Source organism: Parapedobacter deserti, from assembly GCF_042646065.1.
Taxonomy (GTDB): Bacteria; Bacteroidota; Bacteroidia; order Sphingobacteriales; family Sphingobacteriaceae; genus Parapedobacter; species Parapedobacter deserti.
The window spans coordinates 156,694-173,908 of the sequence record NZ_JBHRTA010000008.1; the positions used below are offsets into that span (position 1 = coordinate 156,694).

Annotated in this window: 13 protein-coding genes; 8 read left to right on the plus strand and 5 right to left on the minus strand. The window is 49.1% G+C overall.

Annotated features, from left to right (window positions below; all coding sequences use genetic code 11):
- Nucleotides 1–2: 2 nt before the first annotated feature.
- From ACFOET_RS02425 to ACFOET_RS02460, 8 genes are all read left to right on the plus strand, one after another.
- Nucleotides 3–1,748, plus strand: a complete 1,746-nt coding sequence (locus ACFOET_RS02425) for a hypothetical protein (RefSeq protein ID WP_379019202.1) — start codon at nucleotides 3–5, stop codon at nucleotides 1,746–1,748.
- A 2-nt stretch (nucleotides 1,749–1,750) separates the two neighbouring features.
- On the plus strand, nucleotides 1,751–3,016 hold the full coding sequence (locus tag ACFOET_RS02430; RefSeq protein WP_379019204.1) for a hypothetical protein: 1,266 nt from the start codon (nucleotides 1,751–1,753) through the stop codon (nucleotides 3,014–3,016).
- A 24-nt stretch (nucleotides 3,017–3,040) separates the two neighbouring features.
- Nucleotides 3,041–4,078 carry a fasciclin domain-containing protein gene (locus tag ACFOET_RS02435; RefSeq protein ID WP_379019206.1) on the plus strand — a complete coding sequence of 346 codons (1,038 nt, stop codon included), beginning with the start codon at nucleotides 3,041–3,043 and terminating at the stop codon, nucleotides 4,076–4,078.
- Between the two features lie 21 nt (nucleotides 4,079–4,099).
- Nucleotides 4,100–5,368 (plus strand): fasciclin domain-containing protein, encoded by a 1,269-nt coding sequence (locus ACFOET_RS02440; protein WP_379019208.1) that lies wholly within the window; start codon nucleotides 4,100–4,102, stop codon nucleotides 5,366–5,368.
- A 32-nt stretch (nucleotides 5,369–5,400) separates the two neighbouring features.
- Complete coding sequence (locus ACFOET_RS02445) at nucleotides 5,401–6,384, plus strand: fasciclin domain-containing protein (protein WP_379019210.1); 984 nt, start codon at nucleotides 5,401–5,403, stop codon at nucleotides 6,382–6,384.
- Between the two features lie 40 nt (nucleotides 6,385–6,424).
- Nucleotides 6,425–9,673 (plus strand): TonB-dependent receptor, encoded by a 3,249-nt coding sequence (locus ACFOET_RS02450; protein WP_379019212.1) that lies wholly within the window; start codon nucleotides 6,425–6,427, stop codon nucleotides 9,671–9,673.
- 109 nt (nucleotides 9,674–9,782) lie between these two features.
- Nucleotides 9,783–10,100 carry a hypothetical protein gene (locus tag ACFOET_RS02455; protein WP_379019214.1) on the plus strand — a complete coding sequence of 106 codons (318 nt, stop codon included), beginning with the start codon at nucleotides 9,783–9,785 and terminating at the stop codon, nucleotides 10,098–10,100.
- Between the two features lie 80 nt (nucleotides 10,101–10,180).
- Nucleotides 10,181–10,315, plus strand: coding sequence for a hypothetical protein (locus ACFOET_RS02460; protein WP_379019216.1), 135 nt, complete (start codon nucleotides 10,181–10,183; stop codon nucleotides 10,313–10,315).
- A 293-nt stretch (nucleotides 10,316–10,608) separates the two neighbouring features.
- On the opposite strand, the gene ACFOET_RS02465 is transcribed toward ACFOET_RS02460, so the two are convergent.
- The 5 genes from ACFOET_RS02465 to ACFOET_RS02485 form a co-directional block, all read right to left on the minus strand.
- Nucleotides 10,609–11,448 carry an alpha/beta hydrolase gene (locus tag ACFOET_RS02465; protein ID WP_379019218.1) on the minus strand — a complete coding sequence of 280 codons (840 nt, stop codon included), beginning with the start codon at nucleotides 11,446–11,448 and terminating at the stop codon, nucleotides 10,609–10,611.
- 73 nt (nucleotides 11,449–11,521) lie between these two features.
- Nucleotides 11,522–12,388 carry a sugar phosphate isomerase/epimerase family protein gene (locus tag ACFOET_RS02470; protein WP_379019220.1) on the minus strand — a complete coding sequence of 289 codons (867 nt, stop codon included), beginning with the start codon at nucleotides 12,386–12,388 and terminating at the stop codon, nucleotides 11,522–11,524.
- A gap of 13 nt (nucleotides 12,389–12,401) precedes the next feature.
- The gene (locus tag ACFOET_RS02475; protein WP_379019222.1) at nucleotides 12,402–13,757 is read right to left on the minus strand and encodes a Gfo/Idh/MocA family protein; all 1,356 of its coding nucleotides are present in this window, start codon (nucleotides 13,755–13,757) and stop codon (nucleotides 12,402–12,404) included.
- A gap of 63 nt (nucleotides 13,758–13,820) precedes the next feature.
- Nucleotides 13,821–15,461 (minus strand): FAD-dependent oxidoreductase, encoded by a 1,641-nt coding sequence (locus ACFOET_RS02480; protein WP_379019224.1) that lies wholly within the window; start codon nucleotides 15,459–15,461, stop codon nucleotides 13,821–13,823.
- A 58-nt stretch (nucleotides 15,462–15,519) separates the two neighbouring features.
- Entirely contained in the window at nucleotides 15,520–17,211 is a 1,692-nt protein-coding gene (locus tag ACFOET_RS02485) for a RagB/SusD family nutrient uptake outer membrane protein (protein WP_379019226.1), read from the minus strand.
- Nucleotides 17,212–17,215: the final 4 nt, after the last annotated feature.

The following is a 17,215-nucleotide window of genomic DNA, read 5'->3' on the forward strand; positions in this document are numbered from 1 at the left end:
ATATGAGAAGTATTAGACAAAAGACATCCTTCTTTCTTATCCTTTGTTCGTTAGCGCTTTTCAGCAATTGTAAAAAAGAAAACCTCGATTACAAAGTTGATTATCGGGAATTTACGGAGGCTATCGAGCCCAGTTTAGTAAGACTAGTGAATATCGGAGGAAATCGAAACCTGGAAGTCGACGGAGATTCCCTGACCAACTTCCGGTGGCCGCCGGCAAGTCCCGAAGCACCTGACGAGGCAAGAGCGCAGGTCTTGCCGACAAAATATTTTCCCAGCACAGGGCAGCTGGGGTTGACATGGTCTGTCCCGAATGAATTTTTCACGCCGGAGCACGCCGCCGAGATGACGTTTTATAGCGGCCCCACCTTAAATAGGATGAATCATACATTTTCTGTTCATGAGGATGGTAATAAACCAACAGATTATTATCTGCTTAAGATTGAAAGGGAAATGCACGAGGGGCCTAAGGTCATCGAAGTGCCGAGAGATGTAACAGCGCCGTCCCGACCCGATCATTTTAAAATCCGGTTGCTCAACTTTGCGCAGACCTTTGACAATTATCTGGTGACAGCCGAGAACCTCATGACGCCGATGACATTGGCGTATGCCGATGGTACGCCGGTGTCGCCCGAGACGACCAATGTGCCTATTGGTCAATGGTCCGAATATGTAGAAGTGCCTTATGGTACCTACCAATTTAAAGTGCTCACGCAAGACAAACGACAAGTGCCTATGGCCACCACATCGCCGACAATCCATGTTGGTACCTCGGCTATTCCGGATAAGACACAACGGGATCCCAATGATGCCCGGTCTCCGGCAAGTACCGGACTTGTTTATGCAGAGCTACAAACCTTCCAGCCGGGAGGGATTTATAGCATCGCCGTACATCCTTACACCATGAAATACGACGCGCCCGGTGCCGGCAATGCATTTACAGTAACCGATATCATACAAAACGCTTTTCAGATTATTACCGATCTCTCAGCGCCCCTGAACAATACCTATGCGAGGGTGCAACTGGTCAACGCTACGCTGAACAGTGCTCCTCTGCAACTAGAGCTGGGCCAAGAACGAAGCACCGAAGCAGTACCATCGGAGCATTATTCCGACTACCTAACTTCTCTGGTAGGATCACGCGTGTTGCAGGTGAAAGATCCATCCGGGAATATCGTGATTCATCAGGAAGTACAACTGCAGGCTGGCAAGAATTACAGCCTATGGGTGTATACTGATGGAAACCAGGAGCTACAGAGCCTTCTGGTTTCAAACAACTTGGCAGCCAGTGAAATGTTAGGCAATAGCAACAGCAATGGCAATTATGGGGATCCTTTCAGACGACACTATACCTTCCCGTTTGCCTACCGCTTCCTTAATCTTTTAACCGGTTTCAAAGAGATTACCCTGACCGACCACCTGGGAACACCCTATGGTGCGCCAGCCTCGCATTTACTGCCAGGTGTCGCTAAGGCTGACAACCCCTACTATTTCAACATAGGAACCGATCAGTATAAAGAACGGTGGTTTATGTTGTACCAATCCAGTCCTACGGAACTTCCGGGCAGGTGGATCAGCGAGGTTACAGGTCTTTCTACCAAAGCTATGGTCGCTGACGAAACACTGTATACGCAGGCTAACCGAAATATACCAAATGTCGAACCGGGGGTTTACACGGTGGCCGCTATCGGAACCTTTAATGATGGGCAAAAGAATGCCAAGATTATGTATGTCAAACACACGAAATAGTTATGAAACGTAGTAGACAAAAGACGAAAGTTATTCCTTACTCCCTACTCCTTCTTCCATTATTCTTGCTCTTAGTTAATAGTTGCCGGAAGACCGAGTATCGCACGGTGGATAGTCCCGCCTATATACGGATATTCAACAGCCTAAATATTCCGGTCAATGTTGTCAACAAAGACGACCCGGCCTCTTTTTTGTGCCTGTTTATCGACCCGGAATTTGATGAGAACGGCCATCCCATAGGAGGCTTGATGGAAGGCGATTTCCTGGATGTTAGGGCACGGTATGCCTCCCCGAATCCCACCCATGTGGGTGTATCCAACTCGCCCTACAACCCCGAGTTTCCGGGAAAAGAACTGTATCCGACAGCGCCCATCCTGAATGGTTACGACTTGACCAACTGGGCACAGATTTCATCGGGAAAACGGCGCTTCCTTTTTATGCACCGCCCACGCAATACGGAGCCCTTTGCAGAGCTGAACCCCAATATGGTTTCGGTATGCATAGATACCACCATCAATCTGGCCGAAGGTGAAATCTACACCATGCATGTACTGCTGGAGAACTTTGAGAAAAAGACGACTACCCTTTATGCGCGGCAGGAGAGTTTCCACAAACAACCCTTCGCGGATACGGCGGCGTATGTTAATTTTTACAATCTCTCTTCCGAAGGCTTCTGGTCTTCCCCTTACAAAGGGATCGGAGATCGTGGCACGTCGATGGAGGCTGGAATTCCTGATATTGTCAATGTGTTTTTTAGCCATGTGTCAACCACCGAAAACGAAAATGGCCAAGAGGTACATGCCTATATCCCCGGCTATACCAAAAACTATATCGGTACCCTAACCCGGGATCTCAGCGGAACCCGTGTTACGCCTTATTATGGGTTCCCCATTTTCATGCGGGAAGGTGAAACCATCCATACCAAATCCTGGCAGTTCCTGCAGTTCTTTTCGCCGAGTATGCGCGGATTGGAGCAAAGCTTCCGGCAAGGCAACACCAATTATCCGCCGCGTGTAGACATCAGGCAACACTATAATTTTTACAACGAATATGTGTACCTGGAACTAACGGACAATCCTCGGCCGGAGTCCAATGTGAATATGCGAACGCCTGTAGAACGGCTGACGTTGCCTAATCTGTTGCTGAACGTCCATTCCGGCCGTAACAATCCCCAAACCTTCGGATCGGTCAGTTCCATCGAATATATTAACGGCTTTGTGTACCTCACGACTATACAGCGCACTTTTCCGGCACCGATTTATGAATAAGTCATGAGATATAAGATTACAGATATGAGAAATTACATTTCCTTGCTCCTTGTTGTTGGTTCCTTCCATCTGCTTAGTTGTGACCGCCAAGACTTGACAATAGACCAAGAACGGGAAAGGATCCTGCGGAATGGGGCAGAGTTTTTACGCAACAATTACGACTTCTCTTTATTTAATGCAGCTGTCAAGCTGGTCGGGTTGGACGAAACGCTTCGCGACAACGAAGGATCTTACACGATTTTTGCCCCTACCAACGCCGCATTCAACGCAGAAGGGATAGAGTTTCCCAGTGATTTTGAGAAGATGGATCAGGATAGCCTGCGCTTCATGCTGGAGTATCATATATTGCCTACAGCAGTTTACCTAAACGATATAGGCTATGGACAGGCCGACCAGTTGCAGGAAAATCTGACAGGTCGGTACCTGTATTTGGCCAGGGGATTAAAACAATGGGAAAATATAGAACCGCCTTTCTATGTCAACGGTGTAATGTCGGCGATTGCCAATAACAATGTGAACCTCTCCAATGGGGTTTTGCACGGGCTCGATAACGTATTAAAGTACCAGTCCGGCACAGTTCGGGAATATTTGGAGAACTTACCGGATCACGACCTTTTTGTTGCCCTGCTTAAACACTTTGATTATTGGAACCGTATTGACGATGGGGAAATCTGGACCATTTTTGCACCGACCAATCAGGCCTTGATTGACAGAGGGTTCACGGCAGAGGAAATACCCAACCTCAATCCGGCAGACTTCCACGTTGACGTCTTGCTTAAGGGCTATGTCCATTCAAGACAACATATTTTTCGATCGGATTTGACCGTGGTGGATCACCTGGGCGGCGCATTGCGGGAACCTAGTCCCGGCGGCGGATATGTAATCAGTCTGGACACTAGAGGGTTCAGCCTGAACGGTCCCGTACCCGGGGTCAGTAATTTCACCTTCATCCGTATGGCAACTTTTTCGGGGATTAACCAGAACAATTATAAGGCAGACAATGGTGTGATACACGCCCTAAGCGGGATGGTTATCTTTCCGGATGAAGCGAGAAAACAGTAAAAAGCACCAAGAATTTACATTATGAAACGAGAAAAAAAATACCTCTATATTATCGTCGCGCTGTTTTGTATAATCGGTACATACAGTTGTAAACAGGAGTTTTTTCCTCCCGAAGTGGGAGCACCTATCCCCATAGATCAAGATGATATCGTCTATCCTGCATTATTGGAGGCATTGCCGGAGACGGGCTATGAGACTTTTAAAGCGATATGGAGTCGAAGCGGAGTCAAAGACGTCATTGCTGCCGGTGAATACGGTAAAGAAAATTTCACCTACTTTGTTCCTAATGACGAAGTAATGGCTGCTGCTGGATATACTATTTCTACCATACAGGGAATGTCCGATTTATCTCTTGATACCCTCGTACGTATGCACGTTATGCGGTCCAAAGTTGTGATAGCCGATTTGTTTCCCGGTACCGATTTAGCGTTCCATAGTTTACTGCAGATTGATGAACTATTTATTACCCACCAGAGTAGCTATGTCTTTCGTCATTATCTGCATAAAACGGATGATGGACTCCTCCATAATGGAATTTCAATGGAATTGTTCGAGGAATTTTCCGTGAACAACGGGAATGCTGTTTTGGTCGGCAGCGTAATAGCTCTTCCCGATAAGCAGGTGATTGATGTGATCAAGGAAGATAATCGCTTTAATCTTTTTCTAAAAGCAATGGACTTAAATGTAGAAATGCGTGTGAAGTTTTATGAGGCGAATTGGTACACCAACGCCGCCTTGATGGATAGGGCATTATACGAACACCCTTTTGTGCTTGATGAGAATACGATCCCTTCGAATTATATACCCCATCTCCCTTCCTTGACCGTGTTTTTGCCGACTGATGAAGCTTTTCATCAAGTCGGCATCCATACGATTGAAGATTTGATCGCCGTTAGCCAACGTGCTGATCTGGGAGACGTATCGGGCGACGACTGGTCAGGGAGGGAGACTCCTTTGGAAAACATACTTCATTTGCACACCATTCGAGGAAGCGCGAATGTTTCAATCACAAATAATTTTCAGATCCCAGAACTTCCGCTATACGTGCAAGTTTCAAATAGCGGCGCCTCGAATTCCACATTTTTTAAACGCGACTTCCTAAATCCGCAATTTTCTAAAGCGGCTGCACTGGCATCTTACGATTTCGGTTCGAGTGGTAGCGGCAAGGTAACCGTTCAAGCGTCTGGTTCGGCATACGAGCCTGCTACCATTTCTGAGACTATCATGACGTGGCAAGGACCGGTACACATTGTGGACAGGTTGATTATAGGGGAGGGCACAACATTATAAAGATGAAAATTTCAATGTCAACAGAAAACAAATTGATACGATATAGAGCAAGCATTTGTACAATTGGCTTGTTGGTTCTGTTCTCCTGTTCAAAGGATGACAATATCCTTGTCGAAGAACCAGACTACACCACGCTGACCTATGTGGTTGAGGATAACTTTAACCTTTCGCACTTATTTTTTGCGTTAGGCCGGACGGGCTTGGATGAGGAATTGGTGAAACCAGGACCGTATACGCTATTGGCCAGCTCCAATACGGGATTCCAAAATGCCGGATTAGGCTCCCAGACCCAACTCTTTAATCTGCCCGTCGGTGTTTTGTCGCAGCGCATGCAATACCACATCATTCCCGGAAAGGTATCGTTCAGGGACTTACCCTTAGCGGCGAACCAGGAAATTATGACCATGACCGGAAAACCGGTCTATGTCAGCAAAGTGGCCCAGGATCAAGACACCTTGACGTTGATCAACGGTGCCGAACTAGCCATGGAGGATTTTGAAGCGTCAAATGGGTATCTGCAGGTAGTAAATGGTTTTTTACAGCCTTTCGTTTACGAAAACGTGATCGACAACATCGTCAACCTTCCCGAACTAACCATGTTCTATCGGGCCATACAAAACGCCGGTTTGGAAGATCGGATCCGAAATGCGCAAGGGCAGACTATCTATGCACCCAACAATGCGGCTTTTGTAGCAGCTGGTTATGCTGACTTGCGGGCGCTGGATGCAGAAGACCCGGTAATATTGCGGCAACGCTTGCTAATGCATATTGTGGGAGAACGGTTGTTTATGCAAGACTATATTTTGCTGGCAGAGGTAACCGCCAACACCTATCAACAGAAAATGCTAGATGAAAGCATTGTTACGATCAATATGTCGAGACGAACCGGAGGTCTCCGACCTATCAACAGCATTACGCTGCGCGGGCCTGGAAACACCGGCAACGTTTCGGTGGGAGAACGAGACTTGATCACCAACAATGGCATCATCAATATCATCAACGGTGTGCTGCAGTAACAGGTAGTTGAAGAAGACATAAATTTAAATAAACGTGATAATGAAACGCTATATAGTATTATTTAGCTTGCTTATACTTTACACTTTTTCCGCCTTTTCACAGGAAACCGGCGGTGCACTGACCGGCCAAGTCATTGACCAGGCTGGGTCTCCGATACAAGGAGCTACCATAACCGCAATACACACGCCGTCGGGCACACGTTATGCTGTTTCAACGGGAGCGGATGGCCGGTATCGGCTTGACAACCTGCGTATCGGTGGACCCTACGAGGTGACTGCTTCACTGGTGGGAAAGGCCCCGGTATCACAAGGGTCGATTATGGTAAGGCTCGGAGGCGCACAACGGGTGGACTTAACGCTGCTGGACGATGTCCAGCAGTTGGAAATGGTGGCCGTCACGGCCCGCCGCGCTGCGGAAAAGGCCAACACCTATGGTGCTGGGCAGAACATCAGTGCCGAGCAGGTGCGCAATATGCCAACCATCAGCCGCTCGGTGACCGATATTACCAGACAAGTGCCGCAAGGCAGCAAAGACAACAGCTTTGCCGGAACGAATTTCCGTTATAATAATGTCACCGTGGATGGGGCAATCAACAACGACGCAATCGGTTTTTCTCCTTCCCTGGGCGGACAGACCGGAACCTCAGGCATGCCGGGAAGTAGTACGCGGACAAATCCGATTTCGTTAGACGCAATCCAAGATATGCAGGTATACCTGGCACCCTACGATGTGAAAATAGGCAATTTCACGGGTGGGTCGGTAAATGCTGTGACCCGCAGTGGCACCAATGAGGTGGAAGGATCGGTGTACGGCTATGGACGTAATGCCACGATCACGGGCAATGACAGGGTAGGTACGCTCGGCAGTATGGAAAGTGATTTTCATGATCTCCAAACGGGATTGCGCCTGGGATTCCCTATCCTGAAAAACAAATTGTTCTTTTTTACGAATATGGAATATACCTCTCGGAATGATCCCACCCAATTGATTGCGGGCACAGCTGAGACAGCTCACATACTCAGTGTGGCCGATGCCGCTATCCTGAGCGAATCAGCACTCAACCGATATGGTGATATCTTTGAGGTAGGCACACCCGGTCTGTTTGTGAATCAGAGCAGATCAACCAAGTTCTTCGGCCGTATCGATTGGAACATCAACGAACGCCACCAGTTGGCTATCCGCAACAACACGATTTTCAGCAAGGCCACGCATATGGACCGGGACCAGCAGGATTTCCGGTTCAGCAGCATGGCGTTCGACCAGACTAATAACCAGGTCAGCACGGTTGCGGAATTGAAAAGCCGGTTAAAAAATAACCTGACTGCCAACTTTATCCTGGGATACACATTGATAAATGATTATCGAGATCCGCAGAGCGATGCGAGCCTGCCCCAGATTCAGATACAGGGAAGAACGCCCGGAACAACCATTTATCTTGGTACGGACCGGGAGGCGAGTATATTCGATATGAGGCAACGCACGTTGGAACTGACCGCCAACCTTAACTGGAACATTGGCAACCAACGCTGGACGTTCGGTACGCACAACGAACTGTATGGAATCCGGTATGGCTTTGTAAACGGATGGAACGGCCGGATTGACTTTCTGAGCATCGAGGATTTTTTGGACAATGCTCCATATAGGGTACGGGGGAGTTATAATTATGAAAATAACAATAGGGATTTCATAATGGATAATCCCCCAGCAAATTTTGACGTCAATATGTACAGTGTATACGTACAAAATGAAATACGGGTCAACGACCGGCTGTTAGTCACGCCTGGTTTACGTGCAGACTTGGCGCACCTACCTACGTTGCCCACCTTGAATGAAAAAGTGCAAAGCATGTTGCCCGATCCTGATTTCGGCAAGACTTATTTCTATACGCCAGTCAACAGGATCAACAACGATTTTTTAAACAAGGTTCAATTCTCACCCAGAATAGGCGTCCGATGGGAGGCGTTGGAAAACAGGCAGTTGGTGGTTAGAGGAGGAGCGGGATTGTTTACGGGCAGGATTCCATTTTCCTGGTTGGCTTATGCTTATTACAACACAGGACTGACGTATGGAGCCTTTGATCAGCGTGCCGAGAACAAACCCTTTGCCCCCGGTAGCGATGCCGTCCGGCCAAGTGAAAATGGATTGGCCAATTTCATAGCTGAAAACGGGGTGGTCGTTAATGATCCCAGCAGCGGCAAGACACAGGTGGACTTGATCGACAACGGGTTTACCATGCCGCAGGTGTTCCGCACCAGTTTAGGGTTGGATTATACAGCCGGTGGTGGATGGGATTTCACGTTGGAGGGCATCTTTACAAAAAACATCAACGACCTCCTGTTTCAGCAGGTCAATACCCGGGATTTTACCTTATGGCACGGTTATGACGACAGCCAACAACAACCGGTTTACGATGGTACGGTGGACGAACGTTTTACCAATGTGTATCTGCTGAGCAACACCAGTGAAGGCTACCGTTACAGTGTGACGGGGACCGTGACGAAGGCCATCGGAGAACGGTTCAACGCCACGGCGAGCTATACGTTCGGGGAGTCGAAGGACATCTCCAACGGTGTCCGCAACTCGATGGAAAGCAACTGGCAGCTGAACCAGTCGCTGGTGCCCAACAACCCCACACTGGCCTACAGCAACTTTGATATCCGGCACCGCATCGTGGCGGGCATCAGTTATGGGCATGACTGGAACAGGGTCGGCCGCACCAACGTCAACCTGTTCTTCTCGGCGCAGTCGGGCAGCCCGTTCACGTACGGCATCGTGAACAACAGCATTCAAGGGCTTCCGCAGCAGGTGAGCCTGGTATATATCCCACAGCGCAATGAGGCCATACGCTACTTCAAGGACGTACCGGGTGGACAGACAGCGGCGCAGCAGGCCGAGGCCTTTAACCGATTCATCGATGGGAATGATTACCTGTCATCCAGGCGCGGGGACTTCACCGAGCGGAACACCGGGCGTACGCCCTGGAATGTGCAGGCCGACCTGCGGCTGGCGCATGAGGTGCCGGTGAACCGGTTAGGTCATTCCATCACGATAAGTGCTGACATCATCAACGTGACCAACCTGCTGCACCGGAAATGGGGGGTACAATATTTCTCGCCGAACACGTTCAACTCGACCAGCTCGGTAGGATTGACACCAACACTGTTCCCCCCGCAGCAGAACGACGGCAACTGGCCGGTGTTCACCTTCAGCGACCCCGGAAGGCCGTACAGTATCGATTACTTCAATTCCAGGGCACAGGCACAACTGGGCTTGAGGTATACGTTTTAAGACTCAATAACAAACAAAGTCCGCCGGTTTCAGCAGCACTTGGCGGCGTTTATACTCCGGGCCGGAGCAGCAGCCGGTCCGGGTATTTAAATCGTAAAAGAAAGGAGCAATGATGCGCGCAATAAGCAGCCGGAAACACCGGGCATTAACAGCCGCCTTGCAGCAGCTTGCTGAACTGGCCGCTGAACATGACCGGAACGGCGTTGCCGCAGGGGATATCCACGAGGGGTTATCGGCCTTGTCGGATACCTATGGGCGATACGAAGCGTTACTTGCTGAGCTCGCAGAAACCATAGCAGTCTACGAAAAGCTGCACCACGACCTGCGCGTGAATGTATTGGGCCCCGGACTTCGCAAACTGCGTCGGCGCGCAAAAGCCGGAAACGGAGAATTGCCATTGCCGGAAGGACTGCAACTGCGCTGGTGACCTGATGATAAGTAGATAGCCCTTCTGCGTAAAAACGCTGTTCGCTGTTTTTTTATGCTCGTCGATAGAAAAGATTGACTATGGATAACATTGTACTTTTGGTCTTGCTGGCACTGGTGGATGTGTTGTTAATAATCATATCCCTATTGCTGGATAGAATTTTTGCCCAGGATCGGGAATACTGGAAAGTCATGGAAGAGCTGAACGATGGGTAATGCAACGGAGAACGGTGAAGCATTGCACCGCTCCTTGAGCAAAACCGTTCCCTTCTTTACCGACCGGAATATGTCGAAAGCGGTTATTGCTTTCTTTTCATCTTCCGTAAGGGAAACAAACTTTGAGATAAAGTTGAATAACAAGTCTTACATAACTCTGTGCTAAAGTACAGTGCCTGGATCAACCGGTATATGCCCAAGGTATCCATTGCCGGCATCGCCTTTATCATTATCGTCATCACTGGACCGGGTTTGGCGCCTGTTGTTACTTCGCATATTAAGAAATATTCAATTCAGTTTGGGCCGAAATAGTAGTCAAGCCATCGAATGCATTCAGCAAACCACTCTTCATATAACGGAGTTTTCGGGAAACCGTGCCCACCGACTTCATATTCGATAAAATCAGTTGCGATACCCTTTTTCGATAATGCCCCATGATACAGCTCACTATGACTAATGGGCACGGTTTCGTCGTCTTTGGCATGGAGGATGAGTGCGGGAGGCGTGGCTTCATCAACATGATTTTCATTTGAAAAATATTCAGTCAGTTCCCTGGAGGGCGATTTCCCCAAAAGGTTTTCTTTTGATTTTAAATGGGCAATCCCCGGTTGGAAACTGATGACGGGATATACCAGTATCTGGAAATCCGGGCGTTGTTTGTTTATGTTGTTGTTATCGAAATGATCAACTCCCATTCCCGTAGCCAACGAGGATGCTACATGGCCTCCGGCAGAAAAACCCATGACACCGATTTTCTTCAACCCTATTCCCAATCTGTTGCCATTTTCTTTAAGATAATGAAAAGCTGACCATGCGTCATTCACGGGGTCAAACGGACTGCCGTCCGACGGGCCATGTGCAGGTAATGTATATTTCAGCACAAAAGCGGTATATCCGCAATCTGCGAGGGATTTTGCAATCCGGAATCCTTCTTTATCCATCATGAGTTTGGCGTAACCGCCTCCGGGGCAAATAATCACGCCGATGTTTTTTTTATTGGCGGCACTTGGTTCGAACAAGGTCAGGGTTGGTCTGATAATGCCGGAACATACCCGACCGCCATTGACGATATATTGGATTTCTTTACCCTGTGATTCCCGCCGTGCATACCATTCATCGTCATAGAACTCCATAGTAATTTGGGCCGACGCTGATATTGTAAGCAGTATGAACAAGGCCGTTATTCTCATAACTGGTAAATGTCTTTTATTGATACACGGCATCAAGCTGGCTTTTCAATGTTTGGTAGGCGGCTGGCGCTTGATTCGGAAAATCACTCCAGCGTGCTTCTACAGCTAATCCCCCTTTGTAATTTATCTCTTTTAACATTCTTAAATATATGCTGAAATCGGTTCCCTCAACCCCCGGTGGCGTACGGTTTTGAGGTTCGGCAATCTCGCAGTTAAAAATATGTTTTGAGGCTGCTGATAAATGATGGGCGGGTTCATGTTCCTTTAGCATGTGATAGATGTCTGCATTGATGCCAAAATTGGGCATATTCACTTTCTCGCAGATTACCCGCGCCTCATCGACGGTGTTGACAAGGTTAGTTTCTTCTTTGTTGAGGTTTTCCAGGGCAATTTTTACGTCATACACAGCCGCCAGTTCGGCAAGTTTAATGCAGAGTCCCACGAATTCGCCGGTCGCCAGTGCTTTATCGTATCCCTCGGGGATTTTCCTTGCCGCGCCGCTGCCGAATACGATGAGGGATACTTTTCTCCGTTCGGCACGGCTGAAAACGGTACGCGCATACGCCAAAAGTGAATCAACGTTTGCTTCGGGGCCTACGCATTTCATCTGTGCAGGGAAGAAACTGTTGCAGGCAAGAATGGGCATGCTGCCTTTGCCTTCGTCGAACGAAAATTCCGAGTCGCTAAGTGTGGGTTTGAGATAGGCGGCGACACTTGGGATAATAAATTCAAAGCCAGCATTCCCGGCATCCGCCATGCGGTCAGCGGATGCGCAGACCCCAATGGAAGGGGGCATTGGGGTGTACGGTCTCGGTGCTGTACCCTGCATAGTTACGATGATGCCCAACCAGCAGGTGACCATCAAAAAGTAGTTGTGAATCATGATTCTTGTCGGATTAATATTTAAATACATTTCCACCAGCCACTACCTGGTTTTTGTTTTCGTCAAAATGCACCCTTAAACGTGTTCTCAAAGCGGCGTTTGCCATGGTACATGCAATGGCATGGTGATAACCTGCTTCTACGGGAGCATTGGTTTGCCGTCTTGATAAGATGCATTCCATCCAGTTTTTCATATGGGCGGAGGTGAGTGGGTCGCCACCGGTATTGGCATCCACCGACACCCGGGCGGTGGGAAGGCTGGATGATGGCAACAGGTTGGGGGAGAGGCCCATTGATGAGGCATCCCCGGCATTCAGGCCTCCCAATGACGATATTTCATTCGTGTCCAAGTTCAGCGTTCCACCATTGGAATAATACAGTTCCTTTATCCCTCCTGCCGAATTGGTGAACCTGGATGAGTAAACCACCTGGAAGCCCTTGCTCAGATCATCATCCGGCCCATAATCGAATACGGCTGTTAACGTGTCAGCATTATTCCGGCCATCCTTCCATTGATAGATCCCACCGTTGCATACGACACTGCGCGGATAGTTTAGGCCCGTAAACCAATGGACGGTGTCGATTTGGTGGCACATCCACTGACCGGGAATCCCTGAGGAAAAGGGCCAGAACAACCGGTATTCAAGATAAATCCGTGGATCCCACTCCACACGGGGTCTATTGAGGAGGAAACGTTGCCAGTCCACATCCTCGGGTCTAATGCTTTCGCAGAGTGCTTTTCGTCGCCATCTACCCGGTTGGTTGACATTCCAGGACATCTCAGCCATCACGATATCCCCGAATTTGCCGGAATTGATGTATTCATAAGCTGCTTGGTAATTTGCTCCGCTGCGCCGTTGCGAGCCGATTTGCACCACGATGTCCCGGCTTCGGCACGCTTCAAGCGCCTCATTTGCGTCGTCCATCGTCTCCGCAAACGGCTTTTCCACGTAGGCATCCTTACCGGCTTCGGCGGCCTCCTTGAGGTGCAGTGCATGCTGAAAGTCTGCGGTGCTGATTATCACGGCGTCAATATCTTTGATGGCATACAGCTCGTCGTTGTTCCGGCAGCCTGCGATATCCCATCCGGTTTTCGATTTGATAAAAGATGCACCCTCTTCCCGCCGTTTTGACCATATATCCGAGAGCGCTGTCATCCGGAAGTTCAATCCGTTGCAATGGTTAATGAAACCAGGGAATAATGAATTTTTGAATCGGTCTGAAAAGCCGACAACCCCGACATTCACTGTTGAATTTGCCCCTATGATGCGACGGTAGCTTTTTGCGGTGAATCCCGCGCCAACACCACCAACGGTTGCCGCTGTTATCCCAACGGTCAGTTTTTTAATAAATCTCCTTCTGTTTTCCATGTTTTCAATTTTTTGTTTGACTCAATATGGCAGTACGATTTCAGCTATTGTATTCCCGTTCCTTTACCTCAGAATCTGACCTGCGTCTATTAATACTCTTTCCAATAATGAATAGCCGATGTCCTGTACATTTGTAGCGTTGTCGATCGCCAACACTGCCGCGGCCGCGGCGCTTTGACCTAATATCATGAATACAGGTTCCATCCTGATGGAACCAAAGGCGATATGTGAGCTCGACACACACACCGGAACAAGCAGGTTAGTGCATTCCGATGCCTTGGGTATCAGCGCTCCATATGCAATCTGGTAGGGTTGTTTAGGGTGAACACCGATATCACCTTCGTTCTGCACATAACCATTTGGTTTTATGTATCGCTGCACGTTGTGCGAATCGAGCATGTAGGATCCCATGCCCACCGGATCGGTGATTTCCCGTTCGCTGAACGTATCATGCTCGGTCATTACGTATTGGCCTACCATGCGCCGCGCCTCCCGGATGTACAGCTGATGCGGCCAATTATCGTTGTCTGTAAATTCATCTTTAGCCAATCCCCATTGCGCCATTTCCTCCCGTACTTCCGTTGGTACATCTGGGTCGTTGGCAAGAAAATACATCAAGCCTTTTTGATAATCTTCGTGTTCTTTGATGATTTCGCGGCGCCGTTCGTAGCTGGCCTCGGGATAGTCATAGTTCATACCGATGAAATCCGTGCTAAACGGCCCGTGGTTGTTCGTATCTGTCTTGCGGTTAGGGATGGGATCGAATTTCTCGAACGTCTCCCGCCAACCTGAAGCAAACACACGGGCCAGCAGTTCGTAGTTTTCTGGATTGTAACCATCCGGTTTTGGGAAAGCCACCCGGTTGTCGGGGTGGTTACTCAGGCACATACGGAAGCAATAGGCTTGTAAGCGATGATCGCCCTGTCCGTATATCCCTGGGGGTTCGTTAGATACACCATACAGCAAACCACTGGTGCTATCTCCAGGAATTTTATAGGGACTGATATCCGATGCGAACCAGTGATAGTGATGGAGCACGCCCGTTTGGATGCCATTCCACTTTTCGCCGTATACACTGTTCGCTTCCCGTCCCACGTGGTAGCTTACTCCCGCCGCGGCCATCAGGTCGCCTTCATACGTGGCGTCGATAAACATTTTGCCACGATAGGTTGTCCCACTCAGCGTGGTGATCGACCTGATCCGACCGTCCTCCACCACCACGCCCGCGTCGCGGTCCAGCCATTCGTCCCTGCGCACCTCTATGTCGAATTCCTTCACGTAATCCTCGAATACCTGCTCGGCGACATGCGGCTCAAATATCCACATCGTGCGCGCATCTCCGTCCATCGCCGGTGTACCCTGTCCTTTATTTCCATATTCTGCATGCCGCTGCCAACGCCATGCAGCGCTATCTTCGTAATGAAGATATACCCGGTGATAGAAGTCGCGGGCCAGCCCGCCGATGGTCGACTTGTCTCCCGTATCAGTAAAGCCCAAGCCGCCTGACGATAAACCGCCCAAGTGTTTGTCAGGCGAGACCACGATCACCGACTTTCCTGATTGCTTGGCTTGAACTGCCGCGATAATCGCCGAAGCCGTACCCCCGTAAATGATGATGTCGGCTTCGAAGGCTTGTTGATCCGCTGTTTTACACGACTGGCAGATCCAAAGCAATACTACTGCGAATATTAATCTATTTATCATTCCATTTTTGTTTTGATTCTCCATGAATTTCTATATGCTATTGAAATACCGGTCCTTGTTAGTTATATCCTGGATTTTGTTCTAATACCGCCCCGATATTTGCATCGATTTCACTTTGCGGAATCGGAAAAACCTGGTGATGTTCCTGTATGTCGTCCGCGTTATAACGATTGTATTGCCGGATATTCGCATACATCCGTCCCGTCCGGCTCAGTGTCAGCCGTCTCTTTTCTTCGATACCGAGCTCCCTGAGCCGTTCATCCAGGATGAAATCCAAGTCAACGGCCGAGGCATCCACCGATGCCGCACCCGCACGGCTTCTTACCGTATTGATATCAACCGCGGCCAACGTTGTATTCCCAACCGCTAGGTAAGCTTCCGCGCGCAGCAAATAGGTTTCTGCCAGCCGCATATCGTACCAATCGGTATAAGTAACGCCACCGATATCACGCAGTTGCATCGTTTCGGGGTTAAGAATCAGGTTAGACGGATGATCACCGGGGGTCGTAGCCTTCGTTTGGTAGGGGTATGCCCCGCGCGACCAGGTGCCGCTTGTATTCAATAGGTATTGATTTTCGTCGGTGTTGATGTCAAAATACACCCCCTGGTACTTCGCCGGCCCGCTGGGGTTGTTGTACAAAACTCCCCGCGGAAAGTTATACTCCGAAACGCGCATATCCCGGTAGTCGATATCACCTAACTCATCGTACCAGATTTCATTCGAAAAATGGAACGTCGGCATCAGCCACCCTGCACCGCGACCGACGATAGAGGTCGGAAGAAAACCAGTGGCGATGAGATTCCGATCGTCCGGATCCGTTGCCAGTGGTACATTCGGAGTGTGCCACCGTTCCATTTGATATCCCGTCCGCGCAATGGTAGATTGGCCACCTCCGGGAACATCCGGTTCAAATTGGATGACAAAGATCCCTTCCGTATTGCCACTGCTCCGGTTCTGATTATTCCGCTGGAAAAGATCCCAGTATACATCGCCCGGTTGATTCCGGCGTGAACCAAAACGGTCGGTCATCAACGCCAGGGCCGGATTGCCAATGACCTGACTGCTGGCTTCAATCGCTAGCTCATTCTCTCCGATTGCCAACGCCGATTCGGCCAATAAATGGTTTGCCGCTTCTTTAGACACCTGTCCATCCGGCAAATCGGGGATGCTCGGCAAGTTGGATGCAGCAAATTGCAGGTCATCAATCATCTGCCGGATCACTTCTTCCTTGGAACTCCGTGTAAAGTCGTTTTTTGCGGAGGTCGTTTCCTCCAAGATCAGCGGAACCCCGCCATACAGATACACCAGGTAACGATAGGCCAAGGCCCTGAAAAAACGGGCTTCCCCCTCTAGCTGCGGCTGTGCTTCAATAGGCACTTCCGATGCGGGCAGCCGCCCAATGATGGTATTGGCATTGGCGATAATTTTATAATTGCCTCGCCAATGATACAATACTTTGGCAGCAGTTGGATCCAGCGTCGCCGGATAGTCGCTGAAAAATCGGACAATCCCGTCCTGGCCCGCATGCGACAAATCCGTAGCCAACTGCAAATCAAAAGAATTATCATCTCCTCCATAATATAGGTTGCGATAGTTTTGATACAACATATTCAACGCAGACCGGAAGTGGGATTCGGTAACATACATATTATCCGCCGTGTAGATACCCGATGGATTCTCCCGAAGTATATCAGCTTCCTGACACGCTACAAAAGGAATTATAAAGAAAACTATGAGCAGTCTTTTCATGATC

Coding starts and splice junctions, on each gene's coding strand:
- ACFOET_RS02425 (WP_379019202.1), top strand. CDS start 3: ATGAGAAGTATTAGACAAAAGACATCCTTCTTTCTTATCCTTTGTTCG.
- ACFOET_RS02430 (WP_379019204.1), top strand. CDS start 1,751: ATGAAACGTAGTAGACAAAAGACGAAAGTTATTCCTTACTCCCTACTC.
- ACFOET_RS02460 (WP_379019216.1), top strand. CDS start 10,181: ATGGATAACATTGTACTTTTGGTCTTGCTGGCACTGGTGGATGTGTTG.
- ACFOET_RS02475 (WP_379019222.1), bottom strand. CDS start 13,757: ATGGAAAACAGAAGGAGATTTATTAAAAAACTGACCGTTGGGATAACA.
- ACFOET_RS02450 (WP_379019212.1), top strand. CDS start 6,425: ATGAAACGCTATATAGTATTATTTAGCTTGCTTATACTTTACACTTTT.
- ACFOET_RS02465 (WP_379019218.1), bottom strand. CDS start 11,448: ATGGAGTTCTATGACGATGAATGGTATGCACGGCGGGAATCACAGGGT.
- ACFOET_RS02435 (WP_379019206.1), top strand. CDS start 3,041: ATGAGAAATTACATTTCCTTGCTCCTTGTTGTTGGTTCCTTCCATCTG.
- ACFOET_RS02480 (WP_379019224.1), bottom strand. CDS start 15,461: ATGATAAATAGATTAATATTCGCAGTAGTATTGCTTTGGATCTGCCAG.
- ACFOET_RS02455 (WP_379019214.1), top strand. CDS start 9,783: ATGATGCGCGCAATAAGCAGCCGGAAACACCGGGCATTAACAGCCGCC.
- ACFOET_RS02440 (WP_379019208.1), top strand. CDS start 4,100: ATGAAACGAGAAAAAAAATACCTCTATATTATCGTCGCGCTGTTTTGT.
- ACFOET_RS02485 (WP_379019226.1), bottom strand. CDS start 17,211: ATGAAAAGACTGCTCATAGTTTTCTTTATAATTCCTTTTGTAGCGTGT.
- ACFOET_RS02470 (WP_379019220.1), bottom strand. CDS start 12,388: ATGATTCACAACTACTTTTTGATGGTCACCTGCTGGTTGGGCATCATC.